The 22233-nt window shown below is 69.8% G+C and carries 27 protein-coding genes; 7 read left to right on the top strand and 20 right to left on the bottom strand.

Features of this window, described 5'->3' with window-relative positions:
• Positions 1–119: 119 nt before the first annotated feature.
• The 7 genes from AB0E14_RS00920 to AB0E14_RS00890 all read right to left on the bottom strand — a co-directional run bounded on the left by AB0E14_RS00920 (position 120) and on the right by AB0E14_RS00890 (position 5486).
• Positions 120–1292 (bottom strand): tyrosine-type recombinase/integrase, encoded by a 1173-nt coding sequence (locus AB0E14_RS00920; protein WP_362409876.1) that lies wholly within the window; start codon positions 1290–1292, stop codon positions 120–122.
• 67 nt (positions 1293–1359) lie between these two features.
• Positions 1360–1587 carry a helix-turn-helix domain-containing protein gene (locus AB0E14_RS00915; RefSeq protein ID WP_362409874.1) on the bottom strand — a complete coding sequence of 76 codons (228 nt, stop codon included), beginning with the start codon at positions 1585–1587 and terminating at the stop codon, positions 1360–1362.
• A 298-nt stretch (positions 1588–1885) separates the two neighbouring features.
• Positions 1886–3430, bottom strand: a complete 1545-nt coding sequence (locus tag AB0E14_RS00910; protein ID WP_362409872.1) for a YfjI family protein — start codon at positions 3428–3430, stop codon at positions 1886–1888.
• On the bottom strand, positions 3427–3768 hold the full coding sequence (locus AB0E14_RS00905) for a hypothetical protein (RefSeq protein ID WP_362409870.1): 342 nt from the start codon (positions 3766–3768) through the stop codon (positions 3427–3429). Before AB0E14_RS00905 ends, AB0E14_RS00910 begins: the two co-directional genes overlap by 4 nt.
• Positions 3765–4670, bottom strand: a complete 906-nt coding sequence (locus AB0E14_RS00900) for a bifunctional DNA primase/polymerase (RefSeq protein ID WP_362409868.1) — start codon at positions 4668–4670, stop codon at positions 3765–3767. Before AB0E14_RS00900 ends, AB0E14_RS00905 begins: the two co-directional genes overlap by 4 nt.
• A gap of 84 nt (positions 4671–4754) precedes the next feature.
• Complete coding sequence (locus AB0E14_RS00895; RefSeq protein WP_362409866.1) at positions 4755–5030, bottom strand: hypothetical protein; 276 nt, start codon at positions 5028–5030, stop codon at positions 4755–4757.
• Between the two features lie 9 nt (positions 5031–5039).
• Positions 5040–5486, bottom strand: coding sequence for a hypothetical protein (locus AB0E14_RS00890; protein WP_362410345.1), 447 nt, complete (start codon positions 5484–5486; stop codon positions 5040–5042).
• A 318-nt stretch (positions 5487–5804) separates the two neighbouring features.
• On the opposite strand from AB0E14_RS00890, the gene AB0E14_RS00885 reads away from it, so the two are divergent.
• Positions 5805–6179, top strand: a complete 375-nt coding sequence (locus AB0E14_RS00885; protein ID WP_362409864.1) for an ankyrin repeat domain-containing protein — start codon at positions 5805–5807, stop codon at positions 6177–6179.
• Here the strand turns inward: AB0E14_RS00885 and AB0E14_RS00880 are convergent.
• The 8 genes from AB0E14_RS00880 to AB0E14_RS00845 form a co-directional block, all read right to left on the bottom strand.
• A complete protein-coding gene (locus AB0E14_RS00880; RefSeq protein WP_362409862.1) occupies positions 6176–8284 on the bottom strand; it encodes a hypothetical protein in 2109 nt (702 codons plus the stop codon). The genes AB0E14_RS00885 and AB0E14_RS00880 overlap by 4 nt on opposite strands.
• A gap of 2 nt (positions 8285–8286) precedes the next feature.
• Positions 8287–9888 (bottom strand): hypothetical protein, encoded by a 1602-nt coding sequence (locus tag AB0E14_RS00875; protein WP_362409860.1) that lies wholly within the window; start codon positions 9886–9888, stop codon positions 8287–8289.
• A gap of 95 nt (positions 9889–9983) precedes the next feature.
• A complete protein-coding gene (locus tag AB0E14_RS00870; RefSeq protein WP_362409858.1) occupies positions 9984–10307 on the bottom strand; it encodes a hypothetical protein in 324 nt (107 codons plus the stop codon).
• Between the two features lie 17 nt (positions 10308–10324).
• Positions 10325–10660 (bottom strand): RRQRL motif-containing zinc-binding protein, encoded by a 336-nt coding sequence (locus tag AB0E14_RS00865; RefSeq protein ID WP_362409856.1) that lies wholly within the window; start codon positions 10658–10660, stop codon positions 10325–10327.
• On the bottom strand, positions 10660–10887 hold the full coding sequence (locus tag AB0E14_RS00860) for a hypothetical protein (protein WP_362409854.1): 228 nt from the start codon (positions 10885–10887) through the stop codon (positions 10660–10662). Before AB0E14_RS00860 ends, AB0E14_RS00865 begins: the two co-directional genes overlap by 1 nt.
• Positions 10884–11894 (bottom strand): DUF2637 domain-containing protein, encoded by a 1011-nt coding sequence (locus tag AB0E14_RS00855; RefSeq protein ID WP_362409852.1) that lies wholly within the window; start codon positions 11892–11894, stop codon positions 10884–10886. Before AB0E14_RS00855 ends, AB0E14_RS00860 begins: the two co-directional genes overlap by 4 nt.
• The gene (locus AB0E14_RS00850) at positions 11891–12175 is read right to left on the bottom strand and encodes a DUF6303 family protein (RefSeq protein ID WP_362409850.1); all 285 of its coding nucleotides are present in this window, start codon (positions 12173–12175) and stop codon (positions 11891–11893) included. Before AB0E14_RS00850 ends, AB0E14_RS00855 begins: the two co-directional genes overlap by 4 nt.
• Complete coding sequence (locus tag AB0E14_RS00845) at positions 12175–12438, bottom strand: DUF6284 family protein (RefSeq protein ID WP_362409848.1); 264 nt, start codon at positions 12436–12438, stop codon at positions 12175–12177. The genes AB0E14_RS00850 and AB0E14_RS00845 overlap by 1 nt, the downstream gene beginning before the upstream one ends.
• A 600-nt stretch (positions 12439–13038) precedes the next feature.
• Between AB0E14_RS00845 and AB0E14_RS00840 the strand changes: the two genes are divergently transcribed.
• A complete protein-coding gene (locus AB0E14_RS00840; protein WP_362409846.1) occupies positions 13039–14172 on the top strand; it encodes a helix-turn-helix transcriptional regulator in 1134 nt (377 codons plus the stop codon).
• On the opposite strand, the gene AB0E14_RS00835 is transcribed toward AB0E14_RS00840, so the two are convergent.
• Positions 14156–14932 carry an NUDIX domain-containing protein gene (locus AB0E14_RS00835; RefSeq protein WP_362410342.1) on the bottom strand — a complete coding sequence of 259 codons (777 nt, stop codon included), beginning with the start codon at positions 14930–14932 and terminating at the stop codon, positions 14156–14158. The two genes, AB0E14_RS00840 and AB0E14_RS00835, sit on opposite strands and share 17 nt — an antisense overlap.
• A gap of 179 nt (positions 14933–15111) precedes the next feature.
• Here AB0E14_RS00835 and AB0E14_RS00830 point away from each other — a divergent pair, with 179 nt between their 5' ends.
• Together AB0E14_RS00830 and AB0E14_RS00825 are read left to right on the top strand one after the other, a co-directional pair.
• A complete protein-coding gene (locus AB0E14_RS00830; protein WP_362409844.1) occupies positions 15112–16455 on the top strand; it encodes a PIN-like domain-containing protein in 1344 nt (447 codons plus the stop codon).
• A gap of 552 nt (positions 16456–17007) precedes the next feature.
• A complete protein-coding gene (locus AB0E14_RS00825; RefSeq protein ID WP_362409842.1) occupies positions 17008–17427 on the top strand; it encodes a hypothetical protein in 420 nt (139 codons plus the stop codon).
• On the opposite strand, the gene AB0E14_RS00820 is transcribed toward AB0E14_RS00825, so the two are convergent.
• Positions 17417–18229, bottom strand: a complete 813-nt coding sequence (locus tag AB0E14_RS00820; protein WP_362409840.1) for a helix-turn-helix transcriptional regulator — start codon at positions 18227–18229, stop codon at positions 17417–17419. The two genes, AB0E14_RS00825 and AB0E14_RS00820, sit on opposite strands and share 11 nt — an antisense overlap.
• A gap of 90 nt (positions 18230–18319) precedes the next feature.
• Here AB0E14_RS00820 and AB0E14_RS00815 point away from each other — a divergent pair, with 90 nt between their 5' ends.
• Positions 18320–18625, top strand: coding sequence for a 4a-hydroxytetrahydrobiopterin dehydratase (locus tag AB0E14_RS00815; protein ID WP_362409838.1), 306 nt, complete (start codon positions 18320–18322; stop codon positions 18623–18625).
• A gap of 34 nt (positions 18626–18659) precedes the next feature.
• Complete coding sequence (locus AB0E14_RS00810) at positions 18660–19406, top strand: class I SAM-dependent methyltransferase (RefSeq protein WP_362410339.1); 747 nt, start codon at positions 18660–18662, stop codon at positions 19404–19406.
• On the opposite strand, the gene AB0E14_RS00805 is transcribed toward AB0E14_RS00810, so the two are convergent.
• Together AB0E14_RS00805 and AB0E14_RS00800 are read right to left on the bottom strand one after the other, a co-directional pair.
• A complete protein-coding gene (locus AB0E14_RS00805; protein WP_362409836.1) occupies positions 19393–19851 on the bottom strand; it encodes a hypothetical protein in 459 nt (152 codons plus the stop codon). The two genes, AB0E14_RS00810 and AB0E14_RS00805, sit on opposite strands and share 14 nt — an antisense overlap.
• Complete coding sequence (locus tag AB0E14_RS00800; RefSeq protein ID WP_362409834.1) at positions 19848–20327, bottom strand: hypothetical protein; 480 nt, start codon at positions 20325–20327, stop codon at positions 19848–19850. Before AB0E14_RS00800 ends, AB0E14_RS00805 begins: the two co-directional genes overlap by 4 nt.
• A gap of 39 nt (positions 20328–20366) precedes the next feature.
• On the opposite strand from AB0E14_RS00800, the gene AB0E14_RS00795 reads away from it, so the two are divergent.
• Positions 20367–21365, top strand: a complete 999-nt coding sequence (locus tag AB0E14_RS00795) for a WYL domain-containing protein (RefSeq protein ID WP_362409832.1) — start codon at positions 20367–20369, stop codon at positions 21363–21365.
• On the opposite strand, the gene AB0E14_RS00790 is transcribed toward AB0E14_RS00795, so the two are convergent.
• Positions 21319–22194, bottom strand: a complete 876-nt coding sequence (locus tag AB0E14_RS00790) for an NmrA family transcriptional regulator (RefSeq protein ID WP_362409830.1) — start codon at positions 22192–22194, stop codon at positions 21319–21321. The genes AB0E14_RS00795 and AB0E14_RS00790 overlap by 47 nt on opposite strands.
• Positions 22195–22233 lie beyond the last annotated feature (39 nt).

The raw sequence follows: 22233 nt of genomic DNA, 5'->3' as shown, positions 1-22233 counted from the left end.
AGGCCCCTGCGGGCCCCGATTACCTCCCACGTAACTCCGGTCGCACGGGTAGGCCCAGGTCACGGCCACAGATGGCCCTCGATGGCTGGTGGGGGAGCCAAATGGGGAGCCACCGCCCGTCAGTTACGCCTCTTCTGCCGGAAGATCTCGTCCATGGCCTCCGCCCCCTCGGTGATTACGGGGCGGATCTGCTTGCGGTAGACCGTCTCCGTCGTCGCAGTGCCGCTGTGGCCGACCAGCCTGGCGATGACCTCGATCGGCGTCCCGTGATCCGAAAGCAGGGAGACGAAGCTCGTTCGGAGCTCCCGGGTTGTCCAGGCCTTCGGAGTCGAGAAGCCGGCGCTCTTGAGCAGCGACCGCAGGTCGCGCAGGACGTCCGTGGAACTCCGCTGCGTCGCATCTGCGTGACCGAACACGAGCCGCTCTGCGGACCACTCGACCCCGCTGGCGGCGCACTCGGCCTGCTGTGCCTGCCGATACTGCGTCAGCACAACGGCTGCGTGGTGAGGCATTGTCAGCGATCGCTTGCTCTTGCGTGTCTTGGTCTCGCCCTGCTTCCTCACTGAGCGCCAGACGTCGATGTACGGGCGATCGTCTCCGTCGGTGTCGATGTGGACGTGGGCCCACGTCAGGGGCCGCTCCTCCTCCGTGCGGACCCCGACAAGCAGTGCCAGCACCACGTAGGCGTGGATCCACGTTCCTTGCTCGGCGTGGAGGACAGCGTGGGCCTCTTCCAAGGAGAGGGACTTACTGGGGCGTCCTTCCCGCCCCTGCGGGAGTTCGACGAACTCGGCGACGTTCCGTGCGACCTTCCCGTCTCGTTGAGCGAGAGCGATCGACCGGCGGAGAATCGACCGGATCCGCTTCAGAGTCTCGTGCGAGACTTCCTCAGCCTTCGCGGCCAGCCACTCGTCGACCTCATCGGGTGAAAGGTCTGTAATCTTGGCTTTCCCCAGATCGGGGATGACGTGATTCTTGGCCAGGCTTCGATACGTCTTGAGGCTGCGCTCGTCTCGTCCGCGCAACCCGCGGTCGAGCCAAGTCTCCACGACCCTCTGCACGGTGTGCTTTGCGGAAGGCTGCACACCTACCTCCAGCTCCTTCCTGAGCTGTCGAAGCTTGCTCCGCACTTCCGTCTTCGTCTTCCCTGAGACCTTCGGACGTCGGCGAGTCCCATTCGGCTCGTGGCCGAGCGAGATGGCTCCGATGTACCGGTTCTTGGATTTGTCCCAGTAGATGGAGTCCTCTCCGTTCGCCGCCTTCCTGCGCGGTGGAGGTTCGCTGTTGGGCAAGGTGTGGGTGCCTCTCTGTAAGCGGAGAGGCCGCGCCTAGTGGCGCGGCCTCCGAGGGTGCTGACTGTCAGGCGGCTTGGGCTTCGCGTTTCAGCAGTTCGACGTACTCCTCGATGTATTCGGTGGGGACGAGGCGCCGCCGGCCGACGCGAACGGTGCGCAGTCGTCCCAGGCGGATCTCCTCCCAGGCGGTGGTGCGCTCGAACCCGAGCATGTAGGCGGCGTCGGGAACGGGGTGAAGGCGCCTCTGAAGAGTCATGGGGATCGCGGGCTGCGGGGGTTTGGCGGTTGCCATCGGGCTCCTTCAGCTCGGTTCGGGGTGACAGAACCCCGGGGTGTGCTGACAGAACTGACAGAACCTCGCCGTACGGCCTCTGAGCTGCGGTTTTGGTGGCCTCATTCGCTGTGACAGAACCTCGGAAAACTCTGACAGAACCTCCGGGCTGGGGTTCTGTCACAGCGGGCCGGTTGGGCGGGTCGAGGTTCTGTCAGAGTTTCCGGAGGTTTTGTCAGAGATACGGGAGTGCTTGTTTCCGCAGGTCAGGTGCCGTTCCGGGAGGTTCTGTCAGTTCTGTCATTGGGGGTGGGGGTTTTCAGGCGCCGGGGGTGGCGCGGGGATGGGTCTCGTAGCGGGGGGAGGGCGGCCGGCCGCCGCGTCCGTTGCGGGGCGGCGGGGGCTGCTGGCGGACCCAGCCGTGTTCTTCGAGGAGGGCCAGGGCGGGGTCGAGGTCGCGCATGGCGGGGAACTCGCCCCGGGGCACGGCGCGGAAGAGGTCGCGTTTGGTGAAGGCGGTGGTGCGGGTCTCGCGCAGGTGGGTCAGCACGGTGTGGGCGGCGGCGAGTGCGGGGTCGGCGCCCATGGCGTCGAAGACGTCGAGGGCGTGGGCGGTGAAGTAGTCCCCGAGGCGGGTGGCGGCGGCCATGGTCTCCGCGCCGATCGGGAGCTCCCAGGCGTCGTCGGGGTGGGCGGCGAGGTGGAGGAGTCCGGCCATGCGGGCGACGGCCCCGTCGCGCTTGCTGGCCCAGTTGATGATCGGGGCGAGGGATCCGCCTTTGCCGAGTCGGGATTCGGTGACGCGCTGGTAGGCGAGCAGGACCGCGTCCGCCTCGGGCGACAGGGTGAGGGTGGCGGGCTCGGTCCAGGCCGCGAGGGTCAGGGCGAGGCGGCCGAGGTTGTGGGCGTAGGTGGCGGCGGTGTCGGGGGAGAGGAGCTGAGGGGTGAGGTTGCGGCGGCCGACGAGGGATTCGGGCTTGGAGTAGAGGAACCGGGCGAGCAGGCCGCGTCCGTCGGCGCCTTTGATCTGGCCGATCGCGTCGAGGACGGCCGGCTGTACCGCGAGGCCCATGGTGATTGCGGGGTTCTCGATGTGCTGGGCGTCTCTGGCCTGTCGGTTGACGCGGGCAAGGTCTCCGGCGTGGCCCTTGAGGAAGATGCCCATGTTCGGGGTGCCGCCGGAGTAGCGGCCCGCGATGATCTCGAAAATCTCGCCCTCGGGAGACAGGATCGAGATCCGCCCGTCCTGCTGGGCAAGGAGCGTGGTCAGGCTCTCAGCGGTGACATCGTCGGCGACGAGTTGCGGTTCGGCTGGGACCACGGCCCGCTCGGCGGCATCCGACATGGAAACGGCCGAGGCGGTCAGGTCGGCCACCTTGTCCGGCTCGGCGCTGGCGGCCAGCTTTTCCGCCCTCTCGGCGGCCGCCTTCGCGATCCGCGCCGCCGCGGCGGCCTCGGCCCGCTGCGGAGCGGTCAGCTCGATGAGTGCCTGCTCGGCGGCGAGCAGGGGCTTGGTCATGAGCCCAAACACGGCGCTCTTGCGGTTGCCGGGCGGGAGGGCGACGGCGGTGTAGAGGTTGACCGGCTCGCTCCACTGCCCGCGCACGCTGACGGCGAGGCGTCCGCCGGCGGCGGTGCCGATGACGGCCAGCGCGAGGCACCCGGCGAGGTCGACAGGGGTCTGGGTCTCCTCGGCGACCTCCGCCGTCATCGCGCCGAGCCAGCCGGGCAGCGCGTCGACAGGGAAGGCGGGGAGCGGGCCGCGGGGGTTGATGGGTACCGGCTCATCCCAGACGGGCCCGGCGACGTCCTCGGCGGACATCTCCTCGAACCCCGCCCACAGTTCGGAGTCGTGTGTGGTCATGCGGCAGTCCTCCCTTCCGTAAGGAGCGGGCACAGGTTCCGGTGGGCGGTGTGGTCGGCGATGAGCGCGAGTACCTGGCGGTGTCCGACCGCGCTGCGGTTGCGTCCGCACTCGCACCGCGACGTGGCGGTCGGGATGGCGCGGGGGCTGGGCATGCAGACGTGGAGCATGCCGACGATCCGGGGCCCGGTGGCCGGGTGCGGGTCAGGGCTAGTGGGGACGCCTTCGGCGACGCCCTTCGGGGCGCCCACGGCCCGCAGGCGGCGGGGCTGTTCGGCGATCGTGGGGTGGTCGGTGGTTCCGATGCTCTTAGTAGGTGTTGGCTTGGGCTGGTTCATGCCGGCCGCCGGGTGGGGTTGTGGGCGATGGACCAGTTCAGGGCCCTGGTGATGACGTCGTCGTAGTAGCGCTGCGACTCGCTTCCGCCCACCGTCGCAGCGCTACTAAGAGCCTGCTCGACCTCCGACCGGTCGAGGTCGCCCGTGGCGATCAGCCTGCCGAGTGCTCGTGCGGCCCTCAGGAGCGTGCTGTTGCGGGTGCCGTCCGCCGATGTGGCGACGTTGTGGCACTCGTTGCGCAGGGCGGCGGTCGCGTATGCGGACGTCTTGCCGACTACGAACTCCGGCACCGCCCGCACGGCCCGTTGGGCGGGCCGCAGAGCGTTCGCGAGCCAGTCGGGCAGGGGAGCGGTGGCGGTGGCGTCGATGACTTCGTACGCCCCGCTGGGGAGGATGCTGCCGGGCGCGACGACGTAGCCGCCCCACCCTCGGGTGTCGATCTTCCGGGCGAGCGTGCCCGCCGTCGACCGCAGCCGGACACCCGCCGGGGCGGTGAAGTACAGGTGCTCTCCCCCGCTCGCGGTCCGCACCCGGTAGGTCGCCGGGACGGGCTGCCCGGCGCGCTCGCAGAGCGCCTTGAAGGAAGTTGCGCCGTCAGGCGTTCCTTCTTCGTCTTTCAGCTTGAGCGTGTCGAGGTCGACCACGAGCAGCCCCGCCGGGCCGGTCGCGATCCCGACGTTGTACGGCCGCATCGTCCATGCGGCCCGGATCAGGTCGGGGTTCGTGGTGGCGCGCTGCTCGGGCACGAGGTGCCCGTCCGCGCACCGGCCAGTTCCGGGGCAGCGCGCTGCGGAGTGGCCGGCGGGGCGCTTGTCGCTGGGGCGTAACGGGAACACGGGCCAGCCGCGTTCGGCTGCGTCCAGCGCTGCGGACAGCAGCGCGGGACGGGGGGCATGGGTCATGCTGGGTGTCTCCAGTTCTGTGAGAAGCACTGGCAGGCGAGGGCGGCCCCGATCATTGGCGTGAGGGGGCCGCCCTTGGCGTTACTAGGCGGGGGTGAAGGTGACGCGCATGGCGTCGTGGCCCATGCGCTTTCCGGCGGCGGCGTGTGCGTCCTCGTGGGCGGTGTCCTTGACCTGGTCGCAGACGAGGACGCCGTCGGGGGTGAGGGTCCAGCCGCTGTGCTCATCCACGGCGTTCTCGATGGCGTATTGGATGGCCTCGGCGGGGGTGTCGAGGTGCGGGGTGAATCCCTCGTCGTGCGTGGTGTTGCCGCACAGGTCGCAGACGGCGACGTAGCAGGTGACGCGTCGAACGGCCACGGGTGCTCCCTAGTGGTGGTTGATGGTGCCGTTGGCCCGGCCGAAGAGGCCGGTGGCGGTGATGTTCTGTGTGATGTGCGTCGTCGTCCGGGTTCCGCCTCCGCTGCTGCCGACGGCGCGGCGGCCGGTCCGCAGGAGGAGGGGGACGGCGATGACGGCGGCGATGACGAGGGCGGCGGCGGACCAGAGGGCTTGGCTCATGGCGATGAGTCCCGGGGCGGCGTAAGAGAGTCCGATGCCGGCGGCGGCGATGCCGCCGCCGACCGTGGGGGCGAGCAGGGCGGTGGTCTTGGCCCACGCGGGCACCGGCTGACTGACCGGCACGGCGGGAGGCGGGGCGGTGGGGTGGGTGTAGGCGAGGGTGCGGACGCCGTTGGGGAGGGTGACCCAGTCGATGCCGGGCGGGATCTCCCCCGGGAGGATCACCGGCTGCTGAACGACGGCAGGTCGGTACAGCGGGTCGCCGTAGCGGGTAGGGGCGGGGCTCTCGTACGGGGTCTCGTAGTGCACAACGGGGTCCCTTCAACGACGGCGGCCGGCACCCGCGGTGGGGGTGTCGGCCGGTGCTCTGCTTGTCGTGTCGCTTGTCGTGCGGCTTGTCGCTTGTCTTGTCGCGCGCTTGGCTTGTCGCTTGTCGCATTGCAGGTCACAACCCGTTTCCGGCCCTCGGTTAGCCGCCCAGACCCGGTCTCGCGGGGCGTGGGCGACAAGCGACAAGCAGCGCGGGGCTGACGTGTCGGTCGGGGGTCTGGAGGCGTCCGGCATGATGCCGTGGTGAGCATCATTGAGTTGGAACCAGAGCCGTGGCCGCCCGCTCATCAGGCGGTCGAGGTGAGTGATCACGCCGCGCTCACGCGTCTCCTCGACGAGGGAGGCGACGTGAACGATGTCTATTGCGGGATGACCTTGTTGATGCACGCGATCGACTTGGAGGGCGATTCGGCTCTCCAGTCAGGGGAGCCGATCGACAGCGCCCTGACCGCGATCCTCCTCGCCTATGGCGCAGACCCGTCCATGACGGTGGACGGTAGGTCCGCCTACGACGTGGCAAAGGGGTACGGCCACAGCATGGCGATCCGGCTGCTGGACCGCTTCACCGCTCACCATGGCCGCGCTGGAAAGCCCGATGGTGGGCCTGTGCGGTTCTAGTCCGCGTCGGGGTTGGCGGGTGCGTGGCGGTGGTGGACGTAGCGGGCTTTGGTGCCGGTGCCGACGCGGACGGCGGTGCCGTCCTCGGTCCACGTCCTGAGCCAGCCGACCACGGTCTGCCGTGAGGTGCCGTACTCGTCGGCGAGGGCCCGTGCGATCGCCGACGCCCCGGTGCCGTCGGGCCCGGCGGCGAGGAGGGCCGCGAGGGCTGCGGCGCGGGCGGCGTTGTCTTCGTCGCGGAGCGCGGACAGGTTCAGCTCGGCCGCGGTCGGCTGCTCGGCCACCGGCTCGGGCCCGTTGGGTTCGGGGGTGGTGGCGAACTGGGCGTCGATCTGCTCGCGGAACCGCCGCGCGAGCGCGTCAGCCTCGGACTCGGGTGAGGCCGCGGGCGGCTGCTCGGTGCGGAGCGCGGACAGGTTCAAGCGCCCCGGCCTGCTGGGCGACTCCTGGTTGCTGCCCACGGGGTTGTGGCTGTGTGCGCGCATCCAGGCGGTGCGGTCGGGGTCCCACCGCTCGGTGTAGGCGGGGCCTGCGACGTGGCGGGAGGTGTCGTCGAGGGTGGGGTGCATGGTGCTGGTGGCGGCGACGATGTCCCGGATCTGGTTGGGCAGGATCCGCCAGTTCTTGAACAGGGCTGCGGGCGATTCGGGGGTGCCCATGAACCCGGAGCCCTTATAGGGGGCCTGGTCGACCCGCAGGCCACGGGAGCCGGGGAAGACCTTGTTCAGGTCCATGCCCTCGATCTCGCCGCCGGTCAGGCAGACGCGGGCCTTGGCCTCGCGGCGGATCATCAGGTTCCCCAGCACGGACCCGGTCGCGCCCAGTGCGGTGAGGACGGTGCGGATGCCCATGGCGCGCATCATCCGGATGATCTCCAGGATCTTCTTGGCGAGTTCCTTGATGCGCCGGTCGTTGCTGATGAGGATCTCGGCGCCCTCGTCGATGACCAGCATGATCTGCGGAATCTGCGGGCTGACGGGAAGCTGGTCGGTGTTCCGCTCGGCCAGCAGATCCTGGTAGGCGACCTTGCGGTGATGCCCGATCGCGAGCGCCGTATCCAGCATCAGGACGGCTTCCTCGTAGGAGGACGCGAGCCAGTCCACCCCCGGCGTAACACCGTCGATGAACCCGCCCTCGGCATCGAGCGCCGGGCGGACCCAGGGCAGGCCGGCGGATCCGGCGTTGAGGTCGATGACCCAGGTCAGGACATCGGTGGTGCGGGCGAACCCGGCCAGGATCACGTGGACCATGTTCGTCTTGCCCGACCCCGTCGGCCCCACCACCAGCGCACACTGCTCACGCATGTAGACGCAGATCTCCTCCGCGTTCGTCCGGTAACCCCAGGGGATCCCGGTGTAGATCGAAAGCGGCGTGTAGTCGGTGGGGTAGGTGATCTCCTCGGCGAGGACGTTGACGGTGGTGACGTCGATCAGGACGCGCCCCTGGTTGATGCCGCGTGACGCGTTGGCGGTGCAGCCGTGCGGCAGGCGGGCGTCGGAGCCCAGTTGCGCGGCGTACTGGGCGATGCGGTCGTAGGTGGCGCCGCCGGGCGGGAGTTCGGCGTCGATCGTGAACCCGGTCCCCGTCGGCCACATCTCCACCGCGAGGACGCGGACGGTGATGTTGCAGACGCGCTGGATCCGGTCCACCCACTCCGCCGCGATGGCACGCCGCTCGGCGGAGAGCTCCGCCGCGACCTGACGCTCGGCTTGCGCGATCGCCTCCAACTCCCGTGCCTCCTCATACAGGAGCGTGGAGCGGGCCGCCGCACCCAGACCGACGCCGAGCGTGGCCAAGGAACCGAGAGCGGCCCAGGTGAGGGGCCCAGAAGCCATGGCCCAGGTGGTCCAGCCTGCTCCGACGAGCCAGGAGGCGGCGCGCATGGTGACGGTGCGGGCGGCCAGGCGGTCGCGGAGGCTGGTGATGGTGTGGCCGATCGCGCCGGCGGCGCCGACGGCGAGGGCCCAGCCGGGGGGCATGCCGGTGGCGGCGCCGGTGGTGGCGATGGCGAGGGCTCCGGTGGTGGCGGACAGGGCGCCGGTCACGGGTCCGTGACCGGCCGCCCAGTCCCACACCGGCCCAGTGGAGGCGGTGTTGGATGCCATGGTCAGACGTTCCATCCCTTCTCGGCCTCGGACCCGTTGCGGGGGTCTTCGTGGCGGGCGATGTCCTGCTCGTGCGCGGTGCGGAACAGCGGCCCCATGTCCTCCGCGACCGTGACCGCGCTCATGAGGGCGGTGTAGATGTCGTTGAAGCCGTCCGCGACTTCCTTCTCCAGCGGGAACTCGGAGTCGGCGCGCTCGGCCAGGATCTGCATCACCCTCGCCACGCTGGTCAGCGCGGCCGGGAGCCCTTCGACCATGGCGAGGATCTCCATGGCGTTCTCGGGGTCGTAGCTGTTCGCCGCGGCTTCCATCTCCGCCGCGTGCTCCTCGAACCGGAAACCCGACACGTTCTCTCCCTCGCTGCTGTTGTTGCTGCTGTTGGGTGCGGCGGGAACGAGGCCGGCGGGCCGCTCCGCCATGTCGCTGATCTGCTCGGCCGCGTCGTCGGCCGCCTGGGCGTCGATCGCGGCCTCGTCGTCCTGCAGGGCGGCCCGGATCTGTGCGTCGCGGCCCTGGCGCTGCTCGGCGGCGGTGCACATGAGGCGGGCGAACAGGCGCCGGCCGGGCTGGATCAGCCACGGGATGCCGAGCTTCCGCCCGAGCGGCGTGGTGAGCATCCCGACGATCCCGAGCGCCCCGGCGAGCAGAGCCGCGAGCAGGCGCCGCCGCTGGAAGCGGGCCGCCGACCTGCGCAGCGCCCTCCGGGCCGCCTTCCGGACCGGGGCCTTGCGGACCTGGTCACGCTGCGCGTCGACCCGCCCGGCCGCCCGGCGGTCCTGGGCCGTACGGGCCCGCTCGATCGCGGTGCCACGGGCCTTGCCGATCCGGCCGGCGGCCTTGGCCACAGCCCGGCCGACCGGGCTCTTCTTCGCGAGCGAGGCGGACCGCTGGTTGGCCTTGGCCTGGCGGCGGGCGTCCGCGACCGAGCGGCGGGCGCCCTTGGTGTCGTTGCGGCGCTCTGCCCGGGACGGCGCCGCCTGCCGAGTCTGGTCACGCAGCGCCTTGACCTGTCCGACACGGCCCGCAGGCCTGCGGGACCCGGAGGACGAACCCAGCGTGGACGCGCCGACCGTGGCCGTCTTGCGGGTGCCGTTCAGCCCGGCCGCCTTCTTCCCTGCCGGGGCCGATGCGGCGGTGGTCCGGGATCCGGTGCCGCGCCCGCGACCGGGCTTGGTGGTGCCGGAGCTCCCGTTTCGGGTCTGTGTCGGCACCCGGCCGGTACCGCGTCGACCGGCCGATGCCGCCCCTGCCGTGCTGCCCGTGCTGCCCGTGCTGCCCGTGCGGGTCGTACGGCCGTTGGCGGCCTTGCTCTTCGGCTTGGCCTTGCGGTCGCGGCGGTGGCGGGCGGTTGCGGCGGCGGTGCCGAGGACGACGGCCCCGGTGGCGGCGACCGCGAGCGCGGCAAGGCCGCCGACCAGGGCGGCGGCGGCCAGGAGCGTTGTGGTGGCGTTCGTTCCGGTCACCGCGAGCGGCACGACCGGCCAACCGCCCGGCGTGTGCTCAACGGCCGGGACAGGGGCGGGAACGGGTTCGGGGGCGGGGGACGGGGTGGTGTCCGGAGGGGCCTCGGTGGCTTCTACCGGGGCGAGGGTGGTGTCCGTCATGCTGGTGTGCACTCCTTCGCGGAGAAACAGCAGGGCCCACACGCAAGGCTTCCTAGGGCGAGGCGTGTGGGCCCTGCTGGGCGAGGTGTTGCAGGTCAGGAACGCGGAACGTGATGGGCGGGGTGGGCGGCGGCGGCCTCCCGCAAGCGGCGGTGATCGGCCGGGCTCGCGGCCGTGAGCCGGGCGCGGAAGTTGCATCCGTCGACCGGGCAGGCGTACACCGTCGTGCCGAGGCGTCCGACCAGCCGCATCAGGAGCGCGAACGCGGTGCTCGCGGCACCGAGCCCGCACGCCACGGCCAGGCTGAACGGGACGTTGTAGGCGTCGAGTCGGATCGCGGTGGTTGCGCCGCAGACGGTGGCGACCACGAGGGCCGCCCCGGCCGCCAGGCGCAGGTTCCGGGGGTTGGTGCTGGCCACAGGGCTTCTCTCCTGTTTCACGCGGCGAGTTGGGGAGCGTCCGCGCACGGGACGCACATGCCGAGCGAGGGCGGGATGCGATACCCGGCGTCGCGGCGGCAGTTGGGGCAGATCCTGCGGGCCGTGTTCGCTCGATCGAGGGCCGCCCAGCGAGCGGGCGTCATCGGGCGTACGGGCTTGGCCCGGTCGATCCGGTAGAGGTAGGCGACCAGCGGCCCCCGTCGGCGGCGCGGCCGTTCGAGCTGCGCGGCCACGTCCTGACCGCCGGGCCGAAGGCCCATCGCCCGCAGCTGGCGGTAGGTGGCGTAGCCGTCGGGGGCGCACCGCCACCGGTAGGTGGGGATGGTGCCCATCACAGGCGGTGGTACGCGGCGCGGCAGAAGCCAGCGTGGTCGTTGGCGTTGCGACGGGTGGAGATGATGCCGTGCAGCCCGTCGTCGTCGCCGCAGCCGTGGCAGCGCCAGCGCGAGCCCATGTAGGCCGTGGTGCCGGTGACGTCGACGGCGGCGCCGACCTGGTTGTGGAAGCGGATCAGGAGGTTGACCGGCTCCACCGGGGCGGTGTTCGGCGAGAGCTTCACGACGCGGCTCCTTCCAGAGCACGAGCAGACTCAGGGGTGGTGTCGCGCAGTTCCTGGTAGCGGGTGGAGACCCAGCCGACCGACCAGCCGCACAGGTCCACAGCTGCCCTCACGGACATGCCCTCCGCGACGGCGGCGGCGACGATCTGACGGGCACGGGCCTCGGGGAGCTTCTCGTTCACCGGCCCCCCGGCGAGCAGCGCGGCCCGTTCACGCGCCGCCCGCTCCGAGCGCTCCGCCTCCTCCCGACGGGCCGCGGCTTCGCGCTCCAGTCGGTCGGCCTTAGAGCGTTGAGCGGCCTCGCGTTCAAGGCGTTCACGCTCCCGCTGCTGCTGTTCACGCTCGCGCTCACGGTGTTCACGGGCCACCTGTTCCGCACGCTCACGCTCCTGCTCTTCGGCTCGCTCGGCGCGGCGCGTGGCCTCGTCCCGCTCGGCCTGTTCACGGGCGAGGCGGGCCTCATGCTCACGCTGTTCACGAGCAAGCGACTCGGCGTGCTCGCGCTCCTCGCGGACCCGCCGAGCCTCGGTATCGCGCCGTTCCCGGAGTTCCCGGTCGCGCTCCGCCTGCTCGGCCTTGCGCTGGACTTCCTGCGCGGCGAGAGCGGCGGTGATGGCCCGCCGGTAGGCGAGTCCGGTCTCCGCCGTCACGATCAGCAGCAGCGGCGCGACCGCATGGACGGCCACGCCCACCAGGTCATTCCTCAGCGCGGAATCCGCCACATTCAGGGCCAGGGTCATGCAGCCGGTCATCCACCGCAGCACGATCGGCCACCGGCCGCCGTGCCCGCCCAGTCGGGCCAGCACGGCGTCCAGGCGGACCACGATCACGACCGCCGCGTCCACGACGAGGGGAAGGATCGGGGCCGTCCAGTCCCACTTGTCGGGGGTGTGGGCAGCCATGAGCGGGGTGACGGTGAGGATCGAGTAGAGCATTGCGCCGCCGACGATCAGCCACGTGCCGGCCGACAGCGCGCGCTCGGCTGAACGGATCTGAACACTGTTCATCCCCGCGCCTCCGCCGCTTCCCGTACCTCGATCGAGGCGATCAGGTAGGCCCGGGCGTCCGGGTCGTTGGGCCGCAGGGTGGGCTCCGTCCAGGACCACTCGGCGTCGTCCGTGAACACGTAGCCGAGCGCGTTCAGCGCCCGTGAACGTTCCCGGATCGTCGGTACGTCACCGGTTCCGAGGTCGTGCTCGGGCCAGTCGGCGACCGGTCCGGGCAGGAGGACGAAGAGGCGCCAGCGGTCGTGCCGGCTGGTCAGGTGCGCGGTGATGGTCGTGGCCATCACGCCACCTCCGGCGCCGCCGCGGCGGCCTGGTTGGCGAGCGTGGTGCGGGCGGCGAGGACGCGGCGGTGGGCTCGGCGGATCCGGCGGGCGTCCAGCACCGACGGCGTGCGGTCGAGCGTCGCGATCTGTGCGTCGAGCAGGTCGACCTCCGCCAGGACCAGCGGCATCTCCTGCTCGATCCCGTCCAGCTCCGCGTCCGACGGCTCACCGTCGAACGGGGTGGAGGTAACAAGGGCCTGAAGTGCAGCGATGGACTTCATTGGGTGTGTTCCTTCCAGTCAGGAACGGCCCGAAACGAGGCCCCGGAGCGGCAACTCCGGGGCCTCTCGCCGTTAGAACCAGGGATCCGGCTCCCCTCAACCCCGCCCGTACGAGACGGGCGGAGGAGGCAACCGGCCGCAGCGCTGGGCTGCGGAGATGGTGGGGTGTTGCGGGTCAGACCCCCTAGTCGCGTGGTGGCGCTAACCCCGGGGAGGTCTGGTTCCCGGAGCTTGTGCGGCTGTCGGCCACGCGGTTCTTTAGAGCCGATGGCGTGTCCCCCTACGGGGTGTGGGGCCCGGTTGTGACGCGGGCCCGGTCTCGGTCGGCTGGTCTCCACTCGCCTCGCCGGCGTCTTCACGGTCGTGTTGCTGCGGTGGATCACTCTGTTGAGTTGTAGGCACATCAGACCCGGGCCATCCGACCCATCTGGTGCGCACCAATAGATTGGCATCTGGTGCGCACCAGATGCAACCCTTGGTGTGGGGTGCGTGTCGGTGTGCTTCTCCAGAGAACGGCTTGAGTTGGGTGCTGCGGTAGCCAACTGCGGTTAACCTCAAGGGTGTTAACCAGCTCTCACCTGGGGCTTTTCGGGAGGCGGAGTGGCTAAGGGGTTAAGGACAGTCCGGACCGCGCGAGGGTGGTCTCAGGACCGATTGATCTACGAGATGCAGCGGTTTGCGGAGCAACGGCTACTCGACATCGCCTCGGCCGCGAGCCTCAAGACGTACATCTCGGAGTGGGAGAACGGCCGACGCGCGATCACGGATCGGTACGCCGTGATCCTTAGGCCGCTCCTGGGTGTTACGGATGATGAGCTGCGCGGCGAGGCCAGCGCGCCCGAGCAGCAGGCAGACGGCTACGCGGATCTGCTGAGCCGGATCGATGCGGCGGGCAGCCTGAGCGAATCCATGGTTCCGTCGTTCCTGGCCCAAACCGAGCTACTCCGTACCATGGACCGCCAGATGGGTGCGACTGGCCTCGTTGACCAGATGAATGGCCACTTGGCGGCCATGGAGGAAGCGCTGACTTTCGCTGTTCTGCCAGGGATGCGGAAGCCCATCGCGACCGCGCTCGCAGGAGCGTCCACCCTCGCCGCGTGGCAAGCTCTGGACGCCGGCGCTGTTGACAGGGCTTGGCGCAGGTACGAACTCGCCAAGAAGGCCGCGCAGGACGCCGACTCCCCGCTCTACCTCGCGCACGCCATGGGTGAGCAGGCGTACGTACTCGCGGACGCCGGGCGACCCCAGCTCGCGATCGAGCTGGTGCACGACGCACAGCGCACCCATGCCGAGCGTCAGTCGCCGAGGCTGCGTGCTTGGCTGGCTGCCGCCGAGGCCGAGTTGTGTGCAGCGGCGGGGGAAGGCTGGGAGTCGGAGGCGCGGGCAGCCCTTGAGCGAGCGACCTCGCTCCTCCCCGACGACGGTGAAGTGCGCGATGCCGAAATGTTGAGCATCTTCCTCAACACGGATCACCTGGCGAGGTGGCGTGGGAACGTCCTCGCCAAGCTCGGGGACGCCTCAGCGATGGAAGAGCTGTATGCCTCCCTGGCCAGCGCGGACGCGTCCTTCGTACGCGCGACTTCCGGCCTGCACTGCGATCTCACTCAGGCGCACTTGGCCCGGGGGGAGTTGGAAGACGCTCGGTCCCACCTTCAGCAAGCCAGGTTGCTGGCGAACCGCACGGGGTCTGTGCGGTATCGCCGTCGCGTGGATCTGCTTACCGGTCGCCTCTAGTGCGGGAGGCCAGGATGTGAAGCAGAGCCACGAGCGTGCCCGAACCCATGAGTTTGCCCTCGGACATCAAGCGTGGGATGTCGTCCAAGGGAATCCAGGCGACCTCGCCGGCCTCCTCCGCGTCGGTCGGTTCACCGACCTTCTCGGCGCCGCGGGCTACGAAGATCTCATGTGGCGAGTCGACCATGCCGATCATCGGCTGGTAGCTGACGACGTGCTTGACTGGGCCGGGACGCCAACCCGTCTCTTCCTCGGTCTCGCGGGCCGCAGTGGTAGAGGCGTCCTCGCCCGCATCCACGATTCCGCCCGGCAGTTCCCAGCCCCACTGCTCCGGAACGAAGCGGTAGCGCCACAGCATGAGCACACGGTCTTGGTCGTCGATCACAGCGGTGATGGCAACGCGGAAGAGCCGGACGACGTGATGCTCGAAGCGCTCGACGCCGGGAGGCTCGACGTCGACCAGGTCCAGGTTCACCCAACGGTTCTCATAGACGTGGCGGGAGCCATGGATCTTCCACGGCTCCATCTCTGCTGGCGTCGGAGCGCTCTCGCCTCCTAGGACTCGGTAGGAGCTGCGATCGTGAGCCCTGATGAAGTGCTCGTTCGCTAGCCGTGCGAGTACTTGGCGGAGCGCGGTACGGCCGATCTCAAGTTCGGCGCTCAGCGCCCGCTCGGACGGCAGCTTGTCGCCTGGGCCGTATCGGCCCAACTCGATCCTGGACCGGATCGTCTCGTAGACCCTCTGTGTCTTGGGTCCCATCCTTGGCACACGCTCCCCAATTGGCGACTGGTAGCGGCCAGCGTATCGGGGCTCTGTCTTCACGTGGGCGGCCATCGTTGCCTCGCTTCTGCGGCACCCGTGGCGTGCGGGTGGGCTGGGTGGCTGGAAGGGTTTCGATATCTCGGTGAAACGGTTGCGGCTTCCAGGTCCTCTCGTTGATGATGGCGCGCGAGGCTTCGTTGGCTTTAGGGGTGGGAATGCGCGCATCGTTTTCTGAGTACTACACGCCGGATGACTCGGAGTACGAGCGATTCGTTAGTGAGGGGATGATTGTTCTTGATGCGAACGTATTGCTCACTCCCTATCGGGTTGATGCGGAAACAAGGGTGCAAGTTTTCTCCGTGCTGGAGGAACTCAAGGAGCGTATCTGGATTCCTTATCAGGCAGGTTGGGAGTTCTTCAAGAATCGCCCGAATGTTCTCGGTGGCGAGGACAAGGTCTATGCGGATCTGGAGAAGCCTCTAAAGCAGGCTTTGCAATCCATTGAAGCTCACATGAAGACCCTGAAGGGGCATCCTGTGGTGACCGATCAAGAGCAATCTCGCATCACCCGACATTTGGAAGATGCGATTGCGCTTGTTGCGCGTCTCGGTGAAGGGCGGGATGAGAAGCTTGAGGATGCGTTGAGGTTGGATTCGATCCTCTCGCGATGGGAGTCAATTCTCGAAGGGAGAGTCGGTGAGGCTCCGTCGGGAGTGATCCGGGAAGGGTGGATTAAGGAGGCTGAGGTGAGGTATGAAGCGGAGGTTCCGCCCGGGTACAAGGATGCCTCTAAGCCGCTTGCCAACCGGTACGGGGATGCCCTCCTTTGGCTGGAGCTGCTGGAGCATTTGAAGAGCCACCGTGAAGGAGGTCCCGATCGGGTACTCCTTGTCACGAACGACGCCAAGGAGGACTGGTATCGGGAGCAGAGTGGTCGGACCATTGGGCCTCGCGTCGAATTGGTTAAGGAGATGGAATCGGTTGGCGTCAAGTACTATCAGCAGCGATTGTCTGGATTCCTGAGAAGGAGCGCCCAGTTCCTGGCGAAAGAAGTGTCTCCGGAGGCGATTCAGCAGGTGACAAGGTCTTCCCTGGGGGATTACGTTCAGTACGAGGCTGCAGTGATTTCGGCTTTGCAGGAAGCATTTCCTGGGATGGCGGATACTCGTCATTCCGTGTCGGCGAAGGGTGAGATCCTCCCTGATGCCATTATTGAAACTTCGAACGGTCCCTTCGGTGTTGAGGTCAAAATGGTGCAGGTGATCGGACTTAAGGAATTGACTCAACTTCGAGGGTTGGCTGAAATCAGTGGCCTCTCGGGTCTCTTGGTGGTGACGCCAACGGGTCAGGTTTCATCTGTCGTGAAGAACTACCTGATGCGGGAGAAAGGGTATGGTGAGCCGCTCATTGTGATGAGGACGTGGGATCCCGAGCAGGGGCCCGAAGGGCTCGTTTCCTCAGTTCGAGATTTTCAGCACCGCATTCAGAAGAGGAGGATGGTGAATTGGGAGAAGCCCTAACTTCGCTTCCTGGATGCGCGCCTGTCATTTGATCTCATAGCGTGAAGGGGGCGTGATGACACCCAGCCTGGCGTCTGGGCCGTTGGAAGGTGGCTCGTAGACACCAAAGGCCACAGAGAACCGCCACACGGGTGGAACCCTCCGACAGTCGAATCTGCGATCGAGGGAGGCCGGCGAGATGGCTCGTCACTTCCTGCGCAACAGGAAGCAATGCGTAGATTCCGCACCTGTGTGGCGCTGTGTTCTCGTGGCTGAGGGCGGAAGCACCTGACTGCCCGGGCCGCCTCCTGACAGCTCGGGGAGCCAGACGGGGAGCCACGGGAGGCGACACGCAACGAACTCAGGCGTACTTCGGCGAACGCTGTGGCTCCCAGCCTGTGGGGTGGTGGATGGGTTGAAGGTGGCCGCGAGACGGGTCGCATTACCTCCCACGTAATCGACCCACGTCCGGCGCGGCGGCATCGTGGTGGCCATCGGGGCTCGGCCGGCGCACTCCGGCCGAGACCCGGGACCACGACCAGCAGAAACGTCCTCGATGGAGGCTGATCCGCCATGTCCCAGGCCCTGCTCGCCGGACTCTCCCGCACCACCCGCCCGACGTCCATGCTGCGCCGGTTCCTCGCGCTCGACGCCGTGGTCACCGGGGGCAACGCCCTCGCCTACCTCGCCGCCTCCGGGCCGCTCGGCGAGCTGTTCGGCGTCGACTCCGCGCTGCTCGTCGAACTCGGCCTCTTCCTGGCCGTGTACGCCGCCGGCGTGGCCTGGGTCGCGAGCCGCGCCGAGCCCCCGGCCCTCGGCGTCAAGCTCGTCGTCGACATCAACGTCCTGTGGACGCTGCTCAGCGTCGTCGCCCTCCTCGCCTGGCTGGAGCCCACCACGGCGGGCACGGTCTGGACCCTCATGCAGGCCGCCACCGTCGCCGGCTTCGCCGGCCTCCAGTGGTCGGCCCTGCGGGCGACCGCTACGCCTTGAGCGACCGCAGATACGCGACCGTCTCCGGGTCGGCCGGGAGCAGCGTCTCGATGGCCAGCTCGGCGACGGTCACGTCCATCGGGGTGTTGAACGTCGAGATCGACGACACGAACGACAGCACCCGGCCGTCGTGCTCGATCCGCAGCGGCAGCGCGAAGTACGGGTACGGCTCCGGGTCCTCCCGGTCTTCCGGGTCCGCGACGCCGTCCTGCGGCAGCGGGTACGCCGCCACCTCCTCGTACAGCTCGCGCAGCGGCTGCGAGCGGGACAGCGCGATCTGCCGCTCCATCTGGGCCAGCAGATGGCCCCGCCACTCCCGCAGGTTCCGGATCCGGGGGGCGAGCCCCTCAGGGTGGAGCGTGATGCGCATCGCGTTCAGGGGCGGGGTGAGCAGGTGCTCCGGCAGCCCGGAGAGCAGCAGGCCGATGCTGTCGTTCGCGGCCACCACGTCGTAGGCGCCGTCCACGACGAGCGCCGGGTACGGGTCGTAGCCGCGCAGCAGCTGCTCGATGCCCTCGCGGAACGTCTCCAGGCGCGGGTCGTCGAGCGTCGACTCCCGGTACCGGGGGGCGTAACCGGCGGCGAGCAGCAGCGCGTTGCGGTCGCGTACGGGCACGTCCAGGTGCTCGGCGAGGCGCAGGACCATCTGCTCGCTCGGCCGCGAGCGGCCGGTCTCGATGAAGGAGATGTGCCGGGCCGAGGAGTCGGCCCGCAGCGCCAGCTCCAGCTGGCTCAGCCGCCGCTCCTCGCGCCAGCCGCGCAGCAGCGGCCCCACTCCGGTACTCGTGTCCACCGATGTCATGCTCCGACGCTATCCCAGGTGTCGGTCCGGGTATCGAGTCAAGGGGCCCGTATCGTCACCGTGAGCAACCCGACCGGAGGGAGTACGGACATGGCCACAGAGCCGCTGTCGCAGAAGGAGATCGAGGACCGGCTGCGCGAGCTCCCCGGCTGGGCCCTCGACGACGACCGGATCACCCGCACGTACCGCCTGGGCGACCACTTCGCGGCCACCGCCATGGTCGTCCATGTGGCGCAGATCCAGCAGGAGCTGGACCACCACTCGGATCTGACGCTCGGTTACAACACCGTCGCGGTCTCCGTGAACACCCACTCGGCCGGTCCCGCGGTCACCGAGAAGGACTTCGAACTGGCCGCCCGCGTCGACCACATCGCCCCCGGCCACGGCGCGAGCTGACCCGGGGGACTACGGTCTCCCCATGGGGGAGACCGTGCTGGACTACGACGCCGAGGCGGACCGCTACGACGAGACGCGGGGCGGGGTGCCTCGGGCCGAGGCGGCGGCCGGGGCCGTTCTCCGGCTCGTCCCGCCCGAGGCGCGTACGCTGCTCGACCTGGCCTGCGGAACCGGGCTCGTGACCGAGCGTCTGGTCCGCCCGGGACTGCGGGTGTACGGCGCGGACGCGGCGGCCGGCATGGCGCGCAGGGCCGCCCGGCGGGTCCCGGGAGGGGTCGTGCTGGCCGATGCCCGCGCGCTGCCCCTCGCGGACGGTTCCCTCGACGCGGTCAGCGCCGTCTGGCTGCTGCACCTGGTGCCGTTCTCGGCCGCGATCGTGGCCGAGGCGGCGCGGGTGCTGCGCCCCGGTGGGGTGTTCGTCGCCACGGTCGACAAGGACGCGGCCCACGACGTCGGCAGCGACATCGACCGCGTCCTCGCTCCGTACCGTTCCCACGGGCGGGCCTTCGACCGGGCCGACCCGATCACCGCGACCGCCGCCACCCACGGCCTCGTCCCGGCGGGCGCCACCCGCTTCACCGGACACGGCCAGGGCGCCACACCGCGCCGTACGGCGGAGAACCTGCGGCGCGGCTACTACGCCTCCTGGTTCGACGGCCCGCAGGCGACCACGGACGCGCTCGCCGCCGCACTCGCCGCCCTCCCCGACCAGGACCGACCCCGCGCCGACCCCGCCTACCGGCTCGTCGCCTTCGAGAAGCGGCCGGTCACGGACGTCTGAACGACATCACCCAGTTCGTCACCCACTCCCCGCCGTCGAGCGCGAACGCCGGCTCCCAGCGGGCGGTGTCCGCCGAGATCCCCGACCAGCGGAACCGCACCCGCACGTCCTTGCCCGCGTAGCTGTCCTCGCCGTGGAACTCTCCCGTGCCGTCCCCGGCCCACCGCCCCCTGACCGGCGGATCGAGCCGGCCGGTGCGGCTGTTCGACCAGTTCAGGGTCCACTCGCCGGTGTCCGGCTCGTACAGACGCAACGTCAGCCCGCTGAACCCCTTGGACGGGAAGACGATCTCGTCGACATGGGCCCGGTCGCCCCAGAAGAGCCGGCCCGTGGTGTGGCCGTCGAACTCCTCCCAGCCGCTCTCGGGGTCGAGGAAATCGGCGAGCCGGCGGTTGTGGACGGTCCACCGCCCGTCGAGGAAGGCGAAGCCCTGGTCGGTGGTCATGCACTGTCTCCCGTGGTGCCCGCGGGAAGGGAGTCGAGGGCGTAGGCGTCCAGGTCGGGGGTGTCCGGCGTCAGTATGTGCCGGACCCAGGCGTTCCGTTCGTGCTGGATCGGCGGCAGCTCCCAGACGCAGCCGATCCAGCGGAGGTCGGTCCGTACGAAGTGGGTGGGGTCCGTGTCCGGGCAGCCCAGGACCGGCTGACCGGCCGCCGCGCCGGCGAAGTGGATCACGTTGTCCCACACCCAGCTGTACACGTTCAGATACGCGCCGGTGTCGCCGCCCCGGTGCAGCACGACGAAGGACGCCGCCGGTGTGGAGTCGGGCTCGGGGAGGATCTCGGGCAGGAGCGCGTACGCCGCCTTCTCCACCTCCGGCGCGATGCCCGCCGGGTCGTGGGTGACGTGGTACCGCTTGACGCGCCGGCCGCCGACCTCGATCGGCGGGGGCACGAAGAGCAACTTCTCTGCGAAAGCCATGGCTGGACTGTAGGAACGCTTCACTGACACCCTGTGTCAGTGAAGTCCAGCCGTCTCATCTCGATCCTTCTCCTGCTCCAGACCCGCGGTCGGATGACCGCCGCCCAGCTCGCCGACGAGCTGGAGGTGTCGGTACGGACGGTCTACCGCGACGTCGAGTCCCTGCACGCGGCCGGTGTGCCGCTCTACGGGGACGCCGGCCACTCCGGCGGGTACCAACTGCTCGCCGGCCACCGCTTCTCCCGGCTGACCGACCTGTTCGCCGGGGAGGCCGAGGCGCTCTTCCTCGCCGGGATCCCCGGCGCCGCCGCCGAACTCGGGCTCGGCGCACACTTCGTCGACGCCCAGCTGAAGCTGCGCGCCTCCCTGCCGGCGCCGCTGCGCGACCATGTCGACCGGCTGCGGTCCCGGTTCCACATCGACGCGCCCGGGTGGTACGCGGAGAACACCGAAGCGCCGTTCCTGCCGGGGGTCGCCGAGGCCGTGCGGGCGGGCCGTGTCCTCGCCGTCCGCTACCGCCGCTGGAAGGAGCCCACGGACGTCGACCGGCGCCTCGAACCGTACGGCCTGGTCCTCAAAGCGGGCCGCTGGTACCTGGTCGCGGCCCCCGGACCGCGTAGCTACCGGGTCGACCAGATCCTCGAACTCCACTTCACCGCAGAGGAGTTCGACATCCCCGAGGACTTCTCGTTGCCCGACTGGTGGGCCGCCCACCAGATCGCCTTCCGTGCCCGGCTGCACGGCGGCGACGCCCTCGTCCTGGTCTCCCCGGACGGGGCGAAGCGCCTCAGCGGCGAGGCGGCGCGGGCCCTCGCCGACACCGGAGTCCCCGAGCCGGACGGCAGGATCCGCGCCACCCTCCCGATCGAGTCGGTCGCCCACGCCCACCAGGCCTTCCTCGCCCTGGGCGCGGACATCGAGGTCCTGGAGCCGGCGGAGCTCCGTGACCGCCTGACCGAGACCGTCTCCCGCCTTGCGGCCCGCTACGGAGTCACGCCCCCGCTTCCGTCGCCCACGCCTCCGCCGCGAACTCCGTGAAGTCGCGCGGTTCGCGGCCGAGGACCCGCTTCACTCCGTCGGTCACCGCGGCGTTGTGGCCGTCGAGCAGCGTCGAGAAGAGCGCCGAGAGCCACCGCGCATCCCCCTCCGGGAGGCCGAACTCCTGCAGCAGGGAGGCGTATTCGCCCTCGGTCATCGGCACGTACGCCACCTCGCGCCCGGACGCGGCCGACAGCTCCGCCGCCACCTCCGTGAAGGTCAGCAGCCGCGGGCCCGTCACCTCGTGCACCACGCCCGCGTGGCCGTCCTCGGTCAGCGCCGCCACGATCACGTCCGCCAGGTCGTCGGCGTGGATGAACGGCTCGGCCGTCCCGCCCGCCGGGAAGGCGAGCGAGCCCGCCGCGACTCCGTCCGCCAGGGCCCCCTCGTTGAAGTTCTGCGCGAAGAACGAGGCCCGTACGACGGTCAGTTCGGCGCCCGAGGAGCCGAGCCCCGCACGCAGCGCCTCCTCCGCGCGGACCGCGTCCGGCTCGCCGCGCCCCGACAGCAGCGTCAGCCGCCGGACACCGTTCGCCGCGGCGAGCTCGCCGACGGTCCGCATCGCCTCGACCGCGCCCGGAGCGGCGAGGTCCGGGTAGTAGTTCACGTACGCGGAGTCCGCGCCACGCAGCGCCGGGCCCCAGGTGGCCGACGACTCCCAGTCGAAGGGGGTCGCGCCGGACCGGGAGCCCGCCCGGACGGTCGCGCCGAGGGCTTCGAGCCGCTCGGCCACCCGGCGGCCCGTCTTGCCGGTCGCTCCTGTCACGAGGACCGTCCGCGTCGCGAGGCCGGTGTCCGTGTACATCGTCTGGTTCGTGTTCGTCGTCATGGCTCAAGACTCGCGGGACCAGGCCCCGCGTCCCATGCT

This window comes from Streptomyces sp. NPDC047981 (assembly GCF_040653315.1).
Taxonomy (GTDB): Bacteria; Actinomycetota; Actinomycetes; order Streptomycetales; family Streptomycetaceae; genus Streptomyces.
The sequence above is the reverse complement of the archived record's forward strand: the minus strand, read 5'-3'. Positions and strand labels throughout refer to the sequence as shown.

Excerpts from the sequence above, each read along its gene's own strand:
- AB0E14_RS00875 (WP_362409860.1), bottom strand. The coding sequence starts at position 9,888 with ATGACGGACACCACCCTCGCCCCGGTAGAAGCCACCGAGGCCCCTCCG.
- AB0E14_RS00855 (WP_362409852.1), bottom strand. The coding sequence starts at position 11,894 with ATGAACAGTGTTCAGATCCGTTCAGCCGAGCGCGCGCTGTCGGCCGGC.
- AB0E14_RS00850 (WP_362409850.1), bottom strand. The coding sequence starts at position 12,175 with ATGGCCACGACCATCACCGCGCACCTGACCAGCCGGCACGACCGCTGG.
- AB0E14_RS00815 (WP_362409838.1), top strand. The coding sequence starts at position 18,320 with ATGGCCACAGAGCCGCTGTCGCAGAAGGAGATCGAGGACCGGCTGCGC.
- AB0E14_RS00915 (WP_362409874.1), bottom strand. The coding sequence starts at position 1,587 with ATGGCAACCGCCAAACCCCCGCAGCCCGCGATCCCCATGACTCTTCAG.
- AB0E14_RS00910 (WP_362409872.1), bottom strand. The coding sequence starts at position 3,430 with ATGACCACACACGACTCCGAACTGTGGGCGGGGTTCGAGGAGATGTCC.
- AB0E14_RS00825 (WP_362409842.1), top strand. The coding sequence starts at position 17,008 with ATGTCCCAGGCCCTGCTCGCCGGACTCTCCCGCACCACCCGCCCGACG.
- AB0E14_RS00905 (WP_362409870.1), bottom strand. The coding sequence starts at position 3,768 with ATGAACCAGCCCAAGCCAACACCTACTAAGAGCATCGGAACCACCGAC.
- AB0E14_RS00830 (WP_362409844.1), top strand. The coding sequence starts at position 15,112 with ATGATGGCGCGCGAGGCTTCGTTGGCTTTAGGGGTGGGAATGCGCGCA.
- AB0E14_RS00820 (WP_362409840.1), bottom strand. The coding sequence starts at position 18,229 with ATGACATCGGTGGACACGAGTACCGGAGTGGGGCCGCTGCTGCGCGGC.
- AB0E14_RS00835 (WP_362410342.1), bottom strand. The coding sequence starts at position 14,932 with ATGGGACCCAAGACACAGAGGGTCTACGAGACGATCCGGTCCAGGATC.
- AB0E14_RS00900 (WP_362409868.1), bottom strand. The coding sequence starts at position 4,670 with ATGACCCATGCCCCCCGTCCCGCGCTGCTGTCCGCAGCGCTGGACGCA.
- AB0E14_RS00845 (WP_362409848.1), bottom strand. The coding sequence starts at position 12,438 with ATGAAGTCCATCGCTGCACTTCAGGCCCTTGTTACCTCCACCCCGTTC.
- AB0E14_RS00880 (WP_362409862.1), bottom strand. The coding sequence starts at position 8,284 with ATGGCATCCAACACCGCCTCCACTGGGCCGGTGTGGGACTGGGCGGCC.
- AB0E14_RS00805 (WP_362409836.1), bottom strand. The coding sequence starts at position 19,851 with ATGACCACCGACCAGGGCTTCGCCTTCCTCGACGGGCGGTGGACCGTC.
- AB0E14_RS00800 (WP_362409834.1), bottom strand. The coding sequence starts at position 20,327 with ATGGCTTTCGCAGAGAAGTTGCTCTTCGTGCCCCCGCCGATCGAGGTC.
- AB0E14_RS00865 (WP_362409856.1), bottom strand. The coding sequence starts at position 10,660 with ATGGGCACCATCCCCACCTACCGGTGGCGGTGCGCCCCCGACGGCTAC.
- AB0E14_RS00790 (WP_362409830.1), bottom strand. The coding sequence starts at position 22,194 with ATGACGACGAACACGAACCAGACGATGTACACGGACACCGGCCTCGCG.